Source organism: Blautia stercoris, from assembly GCF_054657695.1.
In genome coordinates this window covers 1,744,787-1,757,208 of sequence record NZ_BAAHYF010000001.1, presented here as the reverse complement: position 1 = coordinate 1,757,208, position 12,422 = coordinate 1,744,787, and the positions used below count along the sequence as shown (strand labels likewise).

12 protein-coding genes and 1 pseudogene are annotated in these 12,422 nt (G+C 36.4%); 7 read left to right on the top strand and 6 right to left on the bottom strand.

From position 1 onward, the window contains the following. The first annotated feature begins 37 nt into the window (after nucleotides 1-37). The 3 genes and pseudogenes from ACYQ2D_RS08485 to ACYQ2D_RS08475 all read left to right on the top strand — a co-directional run bounded on the left by ACYQ2D_RS08485 (nucleotide 38) and on the right by ACYQ2D_RS08475 (nucleotide 3,120). On the top strand, nucleotides 38-1,402 hold the full coding sequence (locus ACYQ2D_RS08485; protein WP_022304254.1) for an MFS transporter: 1,365 nt from the start codon (nucleotides 38-40) through the stop codon (nucleotides 1,400-1,402). After that, a pseudogene (locus tag ACYQ2D_RS08480) lies at nucleotides 1,386-2,341 on the top strand (carbohydrate kinase family protein). The gene ACYQ2D_RS08485 and the pseudogene ACYQ2D_RS08480 overlap by 17 nt, the downstream one beginning before the upstream one ends. A gap of 206 nt (nucleotides 2,342-2,547) precedes the next feature. Further along, complete coding sequence (locus tag ACYQ2D_RS08475; protein ID WP_459785133.1) at nucleotides 2,548-3,120, top strand: family 43 glycosylhydrolase; 573 nt, start codon at nucleotides 2,548-2,550, stop codon at nucleotides 3,118-3,120. Between the two features lie 118 nt (nucleotides 3,121-3,238). On the opposite strand, the gene ACYQ2D_RS08470 is transcribed toward ACYQ2D_RS08475, so the two are convergent. Together ACYQ2D_RS08470 and ACYQ2D_RS08465 are read right to left on the bottom strand one after the other, a co-directional pair. Then, nucleotides 3,239-4,435, bottom strand: coding sequence for a metallophosphoesterase (locus ACYQ2D_RS08470; RefSeq protein ID WP_187558843.1), 1,197 nt, complete (start codon nucleotides 4,433-4,435; stop codon nucleotides 3,239-3,241). A gap of 183 nt (nucleotides 4,436-4,618) precedes the next feature. Continuing rightward, on the bottom strand, nucleotides 4,619-4,819 hold the full coding sequence (locus ACYQ2D_RS08465; RefSeq protein ID WP_117457693.1) for a hypothetical protein: 201 nt from the start codon (nucleotides 4,817-4,819) through the stop codon (nucleotides 4,619-4,621). A 361-nt stretch (nucleotides 4,820-5,180) separates the two neighbouring features. Here ACYQ2D_RS08465 and ACYQ2D_RS08460 point away from each other — a divergent pair, with 361 nt between their 5' ends. Next, a complete protein-coding gene (locus tag ACYQ2D_RS08460) occupies nucleotides 5,181-5,645 on the top strand; it encodes an Hsp20/alpha crystallin family protein (RefSeq protein ID WP_118701267.1) in 465 nt (154 codons plus the stop codon). A 133-nt stretch (nucleotides 5,646-5,778) separates the two neighbouring features. Here the strand turns inward: ACYQ2D_RS08460 and ACYQ2D_RS08455 are convergent, their stop codons facing one another. Next, nucleotides 5,779-7,149, bottom strand: a complete 1,371-nt coding sequence (locus ACYQ2D_RS08455; protein ID WP_117457691.1) for an MATE family efflux transporter — start codon at nucleotides 7,147-7,149, stop codon at nucleotides 5,779-5,781. Nucleotides 7,150-7,473: 324 nt separating this feature from the next. Between ACYQ2D_RS08455 and ACYQ2D_RS08450 the strand changes: the two genes are divergently transcribed. Next, on the top strand, nucleotides 7,474-7,938 hold the full coding sequence (locus ACYQ2D_RS08450) for an Hsp20/alpha crystallin family protein (protein WP_117457690.1): 465 nt from the start codon (nucleotides 7,474-7,476) through the stop codon (nucleotides 7,936-7,938). Nucleotides 7,939-8,020: 82 nt separating this feature from the next. Here the strand turns inward: ACYQ2D_RS08450 and ACYQ2D_RS08445 are convergent, their stop codons facing one another. The 3 genes from ACYQ2D_RS08445 to ACYQ2D_RS08435 are packed head-to-tail and all read right to left on the bottom strand — an operon-like array spanning nucleotide 8,021 to nucleotide 10,286. After that, nucleotides 8,021-8,584 (bottom strand): hypothetical protein, encoded by a 564-nt coding sequence (locus tag ACYQ2D_RS08445; protein WP_459785131.1) that lies wholly within the window; start codon nucleotides 8,582-8,584, stop codon nucleotides 8,021-8,023. After that, on the bottom strand, nucleotides 8,581-9,207 hold the full coding sequence (locus tag ACYQ2D_RS08440; protein ID WP_118701274.1) for a YesL family protein: 627 nt from the start codon (nucleotides 9,205-9,207) through the stop codon (nucleotides 8,581-8,583). The genes ACYQ2D_RS08445 and ACYQ2D_RS08440 overlap by 4 nt, the downstream gene beginning before the upstream one ends. Before the next feature lie 11 nt (nucleotides 9,208-9,218). Continuing rightward, a complete protein-coding gene (locus ACYQ2D_RS08435; protein WP_459785129.1) occupies nucleotides 9,219-10,286 on the bottom strand; it encodes a LacI family DNA-binding transcriptional regulator in 1,068 nt (355 codons plus the stop codon). Between the two features lie 300 nt (nucleotides 10,287-10,586). On the opposite strand from ACYQ2D_RS08435, the gene ACYQ2D_RS08430 reads away from it, so the two are divergent. Further along, nucleotides 10,587-11,504 (top strand): ABC transporter permease, encoded by a 918-nt coding sequence (locus ACYQ2D_RS08430; protein ID WP_118701276.1) that lies wholly within the window; start codon nucleotides 10,587-10,589, stop codon nucleotides 11,502-11,504. 11 nt (nucleotides 11,505-11,515) lie between these two features. Continuing rightward, the gene (locus ACYQ2D_RS08425; RefSeq protein ID WP_117457685.1) at nucleotides 11,516-12,421 is read left to right on the top strand and encodes a carbohydrate ABC transporter permease; all 906 of its coding nucleotides are present in this window, start codon (nucleotides 11,516-11,518) and stop codon (nucleotides 12,419-12,421) included. Nucleotide 12,422: the final 1 nt, after the last annotated feature.

Below are 12,422 nucleotides of genomic sequence, written 5' to 3'. Positions count from 1 at the left end.
ATGGGGTTTAGTCAGAAACGCTGATAAGGAGGAAGTTATGGGAAGTGAGAGTAAGAATGGAAAAGTGCCGTTGATTAGTAAAATCGCCTATGGATTTGGAGATGTAGGCTGTAATTTTAGCTGGATGTTTGTCAGTAACTTTTTAATGATTTTTTATACCGATGTGTTTGGAATCAGTATGGCAGCGGTATCAGCCTTGATGCTTTTTTCAAGATTCTGGGATGCAATCAATGACCCGATTGTAGGAGGACTGACAGATAAAACAAATACAAGATGGGGGAGGTATCGCCCATGGCTTCTGATTGCGGCTCCAATTACGGCGGTGCTTTTGATGCTCTCCTTCTGGGCACATCCAGACTGGTCGAATACAGCAAAAATCGTTTATATGGTAATTACATATTGCCTTCTGGTATTAGGCTATACTTGTGTAAATATTCCGTACGGAACACTTTGTGGAGCTATGACACAGGATATTGATGAACGTGCAAAAATTAATACTTCCCGTTCCGTGTCAGCGATGATTGCAATCGGAATTATTAATATTGTGACAGTGCCTTTGATTAGTAAGCTAGGAAGCAGTAGTGCCAAAAAAGGCTATCTGCTTGTTGCGATTATTTATGGATGTATCTTTGCAGCCTGTCATTTCTTCTGCTTTGCAAAGACAAAAGAACAGGTAACAATCCCTGAAAAAGAGAAAATTTCAATTAAAGTACAGCTGAAAGCAGTTATGCAGAATAAACCATATCTGCTTGCACTGGTTGGACAGGTATTGTTTGGATTTACATTGTATGGAAGAAATGCTGATATTTTGTATTATTTTACTTATGTTGAGGGAAATGCTTCTTACTATACCACCTATTCAATGTGCATTATTATTCCTTCTATTATTGGTGCAGCATGCTTCCAGCCAGTATTCCGTAAGTTAAATAATAAAGGAAGAACAGCTTCTATTTTTGCATTACTTACAGGTATCGCAATGCTTGCTATGTATTTCTTTAATGTAAAAGAATCACCAATCACATTTTATGCATTAGCCGGTATTACACAATTTTTCTTTTCAGGATTTAATACTGCAATTTATGCCATTATTCCAGACTGCGTGGAATATGGTGAGTGGAAAACAGGACTTAGAAATGATGGATTCCAGTATGCCTTTGTTTCTCTTGGAAATAAAGTTGGGATGGCAGTAGGTACTGCGTTTCTTGCAGCATTACTTGGAAAATATGGATATGTGGCAAATCAGACACAGAATCCGGAAGTAATTGCAATTATGAAACATGCATTTTCAACGATACCTGGAATTTTGTGGATTGTTACAGCAATTGTTCTGTTTTTCTATCGTCTGAATAAAAAACGCTATAATGAAATTGTGGAGGACTTGAAAAATGGCAAAAGAGGTTGATATTGTCGCTTTAGGAGAACTTTTGATTGATTTTACAGAGGCAGGAAAAAGTGATTCAGGAAAAAAGCTGTTTGAGCAAAATCCTGGTGGCGCACCGGCAAATCTTTTAACTCTAGCCTCACGTATGGGGTATCGCACGGAATTTATCGGTAAAGTCGGAACGGATATGCATGGGAATTTTCTGAAAAAAACTTTGGAGGAAGAAGGAATCGGAACAAAATATCTGATTTAGGATGAAAGATATTTTACAACTCTTGCTTTTGTAGAGATTGCGGAAAGTGGGGAGCGTCAGTTTTCTTTTTCCAGAAAACAAAGTGCAGACACACAGTTTTGTGCAGATGAGTTAAATCAGAAATTGCTTGAAGATTGTAAGGTATTTCATTTTGGTTCGTTGTCATTGACAGATGAACCGGCAAGAACAGCAACAATAGAAGCTGTAAAAATAGCAAAATCATCAGGTGCACTTATTTCTTATGACCCTAATTATCGGGCATCATTATGGGAAAAGAAACTGCTGTAGAACAGATGAAATCCATGATACCTTATGTTGAGGTGATGAAAGTGTCAGATGAAGAACTAGTTTTGCTGACAGGAAATAAAGATTATAGTCAGGCAGTTAAAATACTTCTTGATATAGGACCAAAGTTAGTGGCTGTGACGCTTGGAAGCGAAGGGGTTCTTCTTGCAACAAAACAGAGACAGGAGAAACTACCAGGATTTAAAGTGAAAGCGATTGATATGACAGGGGCTGGAGATTCTTTCTGGGGAGGCTTTTAAAGTGAGTATCTAAAACAAAATAAAAAAATTGAAGAGCTTACATGGGAAGAACTTAAAAAGTGTGCAAAGTATGGCAATGCAACGGCGGCATTGTGTGTGCAGAGAAGAGGTGGAATTCCGGCAATTCCTAAAAAAGAAGAAGTAGAAAGTTTGTGTAAGTAAATGATGCAAAGGGGAATGTGAAAAAAATGGATTTTCACGTTCCCTTTGATGTTTTATCGAGAGATACGATAAAAAATTATATTTAAAAATCCAAAAAAATCAGTTATTTTATTTCCAAGTAAAGATAAAATGTACTTTTGAAATGTACTTTCAAAACATTCCAAAAGTAAAAAAGTACATTGAAATATACAGGAGGAAATAAAGTTATGATTCATAATCCAATTTTACCAGGATTCCACGCAGACCCATGTATCTGTCGTAAAGGGGATGACTTTTACGTTGCCGTTTCTTCTTTTGAGTGGTTTCCAGGGATTCCGATTTATCATTCAAAAGATATGAAAAAATGGGAATTATATTCTCATGCGCTGACAAATGCCGATGACTCTGATTTGAAAAAACTGCCAAGTGCAAAGGGAATCTGGGCTCCGCATCTGACCAAACATGGTGATTATTATTACATTATGTGTGCCGAAGGTGATACAGGATATTATCACAGTGTGACAATGGGTCGTTCTAAAAACGTATACGGACCTTATGAGGCAGACCCATGCAATCCGATTTTAACTTCTGCACCAGGAAATTATAACGAACGTGCAGATTGGGATCATTTAAAACCACGTTACTACAATCCAGAGAGCAAACTTCAGAAATCCGGTCATGCAAGTTATGTGGATTTGCCAAATGGAGAAACCTGGATGGTGCATCTGACTTCCAGACCATTTGTACCGGAACTTCGTTGTACACTTGGTCGTGAAACTGCAATCCAGCGCATGAAATAGAAATAAAAAGTTCCAGTTTAGTTTTTTTAAGAACTATTCTGGAACTTTTTTGTGCATATCAGGAAGGGTTCGTACGAAGTTGTATATTGGAGATAACCTCCGATGCACACTAAAATTATTAATAATTGGAAAAATACACCGTAATCGTACAGATTTCGCTGTCTGTTCCAACCCGCATTGCCGGACCCCAGACACCGACTCCGGAAGTTACAATGCTGTTCAGATTACCTTTTTTTAAGTAACCGCAGGGATTTTCCCAGAATAATTTTACCGTTAGATTTCCGGGAAAAATCTGTCCATCGTGAGTGTGACCGCATAACTGCATATCTACGCCGGCATTATCAAGTTCTTCAAGTTGTTTTGGCTGATGTTCCAGGACAAAAACAGGTTTGGTTTTATCTACGTTCGAGAGCAGTTCTTCGATAGTTTTTCGGTTCGTTGTGCCGTCTCCTGGTTTTTGAATATCTTTTCGACCAACGAGATAAAAGGCATTGTCAATACAGGTGACTTCATCATCGAGAAGAGTGATATCGGCATCTTTTAGAAAACTTTCAAATCTCGGGTCACGGACTTCGTTTTCTTTTGATGTAACTGAAAATCCACCTAAGAGCCGTTCTGTCACATCATGGTTTCCGAACACAGCATAAGAGCCATAAGTACTTTGAATCGTAGAAAGTGTTTTGGCAATTTTATCTGGATTTTGAACGGCTTCATATTCGTTGTCAAAAACGTCGCCCGCAAATACAACAAGGTCTGCATTTTGTGCATTGATTTTCTTTACCATGCGCTGCATCTGCCTGTCATCGACACTGTAACCAAGATGCAAATCTGCAGCGAGAACGATTTTTAAAGAATCATGTCCGGCGCAGGATTTTTCTACAGTAATATCATAAGGCGTCACTTTTACGTGTTTGGAATGTAAAATTCCATAAGCGCTGATACCGCAGATAAGTGCGGTAAGCAGAAGTCCAACAAATACATAGCCGGCTTTACAAAAGAAAAACTCATGTATTTTTCCAGTAATTTGTTTTAAAATCAGCCGGAGAATATCTGCGACTGCAATAAACATTAATAAATATAAAAATGTGCCAAGCCAGTAGTTGCTGATTCGCTTTACAAGTACCTGAAATTCAGAGGCAGGCAGTAAAAATGCAAAAAGCAGAGAAAGCGCCAGCAGAGAATAAATAGTAAGATAAGGCACAACAAACCATTTGGAATGAAAACGCTCAGAACATGCAGTCAGCCATTTATGGATTCGGTGCAGGATGTAGGCGTTTAATAAAATATAAATGGGAATGATGAATATTAAAATCATAATAGGGCTTCCTTTTTGTTTTTCAGAATAGCACAAATGGCAGGAAGAAGCAAATGAAGGGTGGGCATTTGATTTTTGATAAGAAAAGACATATAATAAGTATAGCTAAGAAATGCGATTATACTCTAAGTGAGTAAAAAGAAGTTCGGAGTGCCAGCTCTGAACTTCTTTTTTTCTGATTTTTTATGCTAATCCCTCAATTGCTTCTTCTATGATATCAGCAAGTTTTTCTGTTGTAATTTCCATAAACAGTGACTGCATCGGTCCAAATGAATCAATAATTTCCATTAGTTTTTTGCGGTCATGAGGATTTTCTTTTAATTCTTTATACTGACCAGCACCATAGATGATGCGGACTGGCCCTTCATAAATAAAATCTTTCATGAGCTACCTCCAAAATAAAATGTTATATTAGTGTGTCCGTATAGTAGAAATATTAATATACTAGGGTAACCCGAGGGCAAGAAAAATTTTATCATATCTAAAGTTTACAATGTAGAATAAAAAGGCTAAAGGTGGAAGTTAGTTTTTTATTTGAATTTTCACAGAATGTTCACAAAAAATTAGCACTCACCTCTTGACAGTGCTAATAATATGTGCTATAGTACAACTAGAACAAAGGAAGAGGGAAATAGAGAGAGACAAAGAAATAAAAAAGCCTTTCCCCTCTGGTTTGACCTAAGTTCCAAAAAAGAAACAGGTAAACAGCAATTAAGATTTTGAGATAAAAAAGGAGAGATGACTTATGTTGATGCCTAGTATTTTTGGAGAAAATTTATTTGATGACTTTTGGGAATTCCCATTTTTTGATAACAGTAAAGAACAGAAAAACATTGAAAAGAAACTGTATGGACATCATAGTAAAAATATGATGAAAACAGATATCAAAGAAACTGAAAAAGGTTATACCATTGAAATGGATCTGCCAGGATTTAAGAAAGATGAAGTCAAAGTAGCACTTGAAAATGGTTATCTGACCATAGCAGCAGCAAAAGGACTTGATAAAGACGAGAAAGAAAAAGAAACCGGTCGTTACATCAGACGCGAACGTTATTCCGGTGCCTGTGAACGTAGCTTTTATGTAGGAGCAGATGTAAAACAGGAAGACATCAAAGCTCACTTTGAACATGGTATGTTAACTCTGTTCGTACCAAAGAAAGAAGCAAAACCGGCAGTGGAAACAGATAAATATATTTCCATTGAAGGATAAGCAGATTCCTCTTTAAACAAAATTAAAATAAATTAAAAAATCGCCCTGTGCACTTCGTTGGAGTTGAGATGCACAGGGCGGTTTTGATTTCAAACAAATGGATATTCGTAATCCAATTTGTTGCCTGATTAATTCAGTCAAATAAATTTTCTCTTGTAATATTCTGTGCCCATTTACCCTGACGGTAATGATGCAGTACCCAAGGCCATTTCACAAATTCATCTGTGCATAATAAGAAATAAACCCAGAGAACCGGAAGTTTTAGTACAAAGGCAGCGAAGAATCCAAGTGGAACTGCGTAAACCCACATATCAATGGTATCACAGATTAATCCAAATTTGGTATCACCACCGGCTCGGAATACTCCGGCAATGAGTGCGGTATTTACAGCCGAACCCATAATATAATAAGTGTTAATTAAGAGCATATATTTTAAGTAGTGCATTGCCTGATCATTTAGAGAGGCAAATCTCATTACAAAAGGTGTGATTGTCAGTACGATGACACCACCGATTGCTCCGGCAATCACAGTCATTTTTAACATTCTGGATGCATAAACTTTAGATTTTTCCAAGTCACCTTTTCCCATAACATTGCCAAGCAGAATGGTTCCTGCACTGGCAATCGCAAAACAGAACACGGAACCAATGTTACGGACTACTGTAACCAGAGAATTAGCAGCTACAGCATCGGTACCTAAATGTCCAAGAATAACAGAATACATGGAAAAGGCTACACTCCATGAGACATCGTTTCCAAGTGCCGGAAGTGATAATTTAATAAAGTCGTTTAATAAAACTTTACTATGGATAAACATATAAGCCGGATTTAGTTTTACGTTTTTACTCAGAAAAGAAACAATGATGCAGGCAATTAGTTCGATTAGTCGAGAAAAAGCAGTTGCAATGGCAACACCGGCTGCTCCGAGTTTTGGAAGTCCAAATAAACCAAAAATAAAGACCGCATTTAAAATAACATTTAAAACAAAAGCAAGCATATTTAATGCCATACTGATGGTTACCCGTCCGATACTTCGCAGAATTGCAAGATAAACTTCGGTCACGCCCCAGCATAAATAAGTAATTCCCATGATTCTTAAATAAGAAGAGCCGATGGATATTAACTCCGGGTCAGAGGTAAAGATTAGCATCATGCGGTTTGGCATCGTAAATGCAATCAGGGCAACGACACCGGAAATTGCGATTGAAAAACGAAGGGCAATTCCTTCGATTGCGTGAATCGCCTGTAAATTATTTTGTCCAAAGTATTGTGCACATAAAAGCGATGCACCTGTGCCAAGTCCATAATATACCATAAACAGGATATTAGAATAACTGGCAGCTAAAGAAACTGCGGAAATTGCGGATTGTCCGACATAATTGAGCATGATTACGTCGGCGGAATTGACGGCTGCACTTAACAGATTTTGGATGATAATCGGAAGTGTCAGCCGAAACATTTGCCGGTAAAAGTCATCTTTACCGGTTGAAACTATATTTTTCATAAAAATCCCCCATAAATTATTATAAAATTTATTATAATGTATTTGAGAGAAAATTTCGTCCTTTATTCTGACGGATTTCTACGTTATTTTGACTGTGATGTTTCTTCTGTCTGCAGGGTTCACAGAATTTTCACAAAAAATTAGCACTCACCTCTTGACAGTGCTAATAATACGTGCTATAGTACAACTAGAACAAAGGAAGAGGGAAATAAAGAGAGACAAAGAAAAATGAAAAAGTCTTTCCCCTCTGGTTTGACCTAAGTTCCAAAAAAGAAACAGGTAAACAGCAATTAAGATTTTGAGATAAAAAAGGAGAGATGACTTATGTTGATGCCTAGTATTTTTGGAGAAAATTTATTTGATGACTTTTGGGAATTCCCATTTTTTGATAACAGCAAAGAACAGAAAAACATTGAAAAGAAACTGTATGGACATCATAGCAAAAATATGATGAAAACAGATATCAAAGAAACTGAAAAAGGTTATACCATTGAAATGGATCTGCCGGGATTTAAGAAAGATGAAGTCAAAGTAGCACTTGAAAATGGTTATCTGACCATAGCAGCAGCAAAAGGACTTGATAAAGACGAGAAAGAAAAAGAAACCGGTCGTTACATCAGACGTGAACGTTATTCAGGCGCCTGTGAACGTAGTTTTTATGTGGGAGAAGATGTGAAACAGGAAGACATCAAAGCTCACTTTGAACATGGTATGCTGACCCTGTTCGTACCGAAGAAAGAAGCGAAACCGGCAGTGGAAACAGATAAATATATTTCCATTGAAGGTTAAAAACATTCCTTTTAAATAAAGATAAATAGGGGAAAGACGATAGTGGAAGTAGTAGTGTAGAAAGAAAAAAACAGCTTCGGAATTAAGTTTCCGGAGCTGTTTTTTTTATAAAATCAAGATATTTAAGACATTCATCCTTATGTGGAGCATTTTTGATAATTCCAACATAGATATCCCCATCAAATTTTGCATTTTTTAAAAGTGGAAAATCCGAGACATTGATACTGTCAGAGAGATATCCTTTTTTATTTAATTGTTCCATTGCTTCTCGATTCATAAATACGAGGTCTATTTTTTTTGCGTCAATTACAGCAAGAAGTCTGGTGCTTGATGCATAAGCGTATTCTAAGTTTTCCGAGTCCGGATTCTCCTGTATCAGTAAATTGTCATAAGTACAGATTTCATTTTTCTTTGCAGATAAATGTTCAAAGTCTAAAAAATCACTGGTCAGATGCTGAGAGAGAGATTCGCTCATATTAACATTAATAAATGCAATCGAGAGAACAGTTGTTTTTTTTACAAGCTGTCCGTGGATATTATAAACAAGAATATAAAGTACGATGCAAATAATAATAAAAGGCAGTTTGTAATAATCCCAAAGATATTGAAGTTTTGCTTTTCCGTGAAGTTGTTTTAATGCTTTCATAGAACATCATCCTTATTATTTTCAAGTCGTTCCAGAATCGGAAGAATCAGCCAGGAGCAGATAAGTGCTCCGAGTCCTTGTCCAAAAACAACAAATGGTGTGAAAATATTGATTATAACATAGTAAATAACAAAATAAACAACTGCCATCAAAATAGAACAGAACAGATAACGCAGTCCCATGACAAGTGCATTTTTAAAAGTTGCAGGAATTGTATTTTCAAATCGTGCAAATAATGGAAAAACATTCAGTAAAACGATGAGGTATACAACTCCGGCACAGATGAGCACTGCACCGCATAAAGTCCAGAATACATTTTCCAGACGAATATGATAAAGCACATAGCCGTCAATTCCAAATAGGATGCCAAGCCCCAAAAGAGGGAGCCAGATCAGTGTGGCTTTTTTGAAATTAGAACGAAATGCAGTAAAGAACTGCTTTGTAATATTGCCTTCTTCATTGCGTACGAGTTTGAATGAAACATAATAAAGGGCAGTTGTCGAGGCACCGATTGTAAAAACAGGAATACAACATAAAAACCAAAGGATATTGAGCCATGCAGCACAAAAAATTTTGTTTAAAAGCTGGATGAAACGATTATCAATTGAAAAAATCTGATTCATAATATTCTCCTTTACTTGGTTGGAGCAATGTTTACGGATTCTCGGTATACAATGTTTGTTTCGGTATAAACGGTTCGATAATTTAAAGTCGGATCTTTTATTCTGGAGAGCAATAAATCTATTGCACAAACTCCAAGAATTTCATTGTGAATGTGGATACTGGTAAGCGGTGGAGTGATAAGTTTAGCAGCAGGAGAATCGTCAAAGCCACATAGACAAATATCCTCCGGAACTTGAATATTTAATTGTCTTAATATTTGCATCAGATCAAAAGCAATAAAATCATTTGCACAGACAAAAACATCAGGAAGTTCTTTTAAATTTTGAATATAGTTAAAAAGATAAGTTTTATAATCTGTGAGTGTGTCTTTTGGAGCGTCTATAATAAAAAACTCTTCATTAATTGGAAGCGAATTTATATAGAGTGCATTACGAGTAGCCATGCAGCGTTCAAAAAAAGATTGGCAATGCAACTGCTCGCCGATAAATCCGATATTTGTTTTGCCACATTTTTTCATTTCACGAACGAAGGCAAAAATTTCATCCTGGTTATTCATAAGTAAACGATCAGCAGGAAGAGGTTTTCCCATAAGTACCGGATGGTCTACAAATAAAACCGGAATATCCAGATCGCAAATCATTTTTGCGTAGTCATAGTTAAAAGTTTCAATACAGATAATGCCACAGACATTCTCAGGATGAAACGAAATGGGAAGCTGGTAGTTGGCTTGTTCTTCATTGCTTACGCGGTGCATCGTAATGCTATAGCCAAGTTGAGTGGTTTCTCTTTGAAGCTTATCTAACATTGTAGAAGAAAAATGAAAATTATCGAGCGGAGCACAGGTTAGGATTGCAATTTCACCATGAGACTTTTGTGGAGTTGCTTCTTGTGGGGAAAACTTAAGTTGTTCCGGGTTCATATAGGTAAATTGTTTATAGCCCATTTCTACCGTTTTTTGTAACACTTTTTTTCTGGTTGAATCAGATAAGACTCCTGTGTTGTTGATGGCTTTTGAGACGGTATTTCTTGATAGTCCAAGAGCATCAGCGATATCTTGTATCGTCACACGTTTTGACATAATAAAATCTCCTTTTCAGTTCTAAAACAATAATTGGATTGTTACAAATGTAAAATGATTATCTGAGTTTATTATAGAATAAATTTGCGAATGTGTCAAATGTAAAATAAATAGTAAAAATAAACAAAAAAACAGGAAAAAATGAGGGAAAAACAGCATATAGCATCGTGAAATTCTTACAAAAGTGTGCGTATGTAACAATAGATAGTTGACATTTGAGTATAAAATTGATATTATGATGGCATAAGCAAAATATGTTATGTTTACAAATGCACATATTCTGTAGAAGGAGGAAAGAAAATGGAACAGAAAAAGAAATCTGGATTCGGTAATACGGTTGCATATGTGAAACGTCATTGGCAGTTGTATGTATTCTTTTTATTACCGGCATTGTTGCTCACTTTGATTTTTAAGTATATTCCTATGGGCGGCGTTTTAATTGCATTTATGGATTATAACCCGGTTCGAGGGATTCTTGGAAGTGATTGGGTTGGACTGGAACATTTCAGAAGATTTTTATCATCACCGGACTTTATGAGATATTTAGTAAACACATTGAAGCTTAGTGTGTATGGCTTATTGTGGGGCTTTCCGGTGCCGATTTTACTTGCATTTTTGTTAAATCGAATTGTTAGTAAAAGAAAGAAGAAAAATATTCAGCTCGTGCTGTATCTTCCGAACTTTATTTCTGTCATTGTATTATGTGGTATTGTACGAATCTTCTTGTCTGTAACAGGACCGGTAAACGGATTGTTTGGAACAAGTATCAACTTTATGACAATGCCGTCTGCTTTTCGTACGATTTACATTGCCAGTGGAATTTGGCAGGGGGCAGGCTGGGCTTCGATTCTGTATACAGCAGCATTATCAAATGCAAGTCAGGAGTTAAAAGAAGCGGCAGTAATTGATGGAGCAAATATTTTCCAACAGATTAAAGCGGTGGAATGGCCAGCCATCAAAGATATTGTATTAATTCAGTTAATCATGCAAGTTGGAAACATTTTAAGTATTGGTTTTGAAAAAGCCTATGCACTTCAAACCGATTTAAACCTTCCTACATCTGAGATTATTTCGACATACGTATATAAGAAAGGTTTGATTGATGGAGATTATGGATTTTCAACCGCAGTTGGCTTATTTAATACGGTAATCAATGTCATCTTATTAATTGCAGTAAATAAAATCGTTAAAAAAATGAACGATGGAAAAGGAATTTAGGAGGTGTGAGTATGAAGGCGAAGAGAAAAAGTCAATTTTCCAAATATGGCCGACAAGATAAAATTATTTTATCGATTGGATATTTTTTAATTGCATTGTTTGTACTTGCAATTATTGTGCCAATTTTTTACATCATAGTTGCATCTTTTATGGATCCGGTAACATTACAGAATAAAGGGATTACGTTTGATTTTTCAAAATGGACGATAACAGCGTATCAAAGGGTTATGTCAAATGGAGCAATCTGGATTGGTTTTAAAAACGCAGTTATTTATTCCGTTGTATTTACAGTAGTATCTGTTGTGGTTACATTACTTGTCGCATATCCAATGTCACGTACGGATTTCAAGGGAAGAAAATTATTTAATGTTATTTTTGTAATCACAATGTTTTTTGGCGGAGGCTTAATTCCGACATACTTATTGATTTCAAATCTTGGTTTATTAGACAGTATGTGGGCGGTTATCCTTCCGGGTGCATTTAGTGTATGGAACATGATTATTGCAAGAACGTATTATCAGGGAATTCCGGGAGAGTTAAGAGAAGCGGCAGAAGTAGATGGGGCAAATGAGTTGGTATTCTTCTTTAAAATACTGCTTCCGGTTTGCACACCGATCATTGCGACAATCGCATTGTGGCAGTTTGTAGGTATGTGGAACAGTTACTTTGATGCAATGATTTATTTAAATGATTCTGCGAAACAGCCGTTACAGTTAGTTTTGCGGTCCATTTTGATTCAGAACCAGCCGGAATCCGGCATGATTTCTGATATGCAAAGTACCGCACAGAGGGCACAGCTTGCAGAGTTATTAAAATATGCAACAATTATTATATCGAGTCTGCCTCTTTTAGTAATGTATCCATTTTTCCAGAAGTATTTCGATAGTGGAATCATGGCAGGTTCAGTAAAAGGTTGAT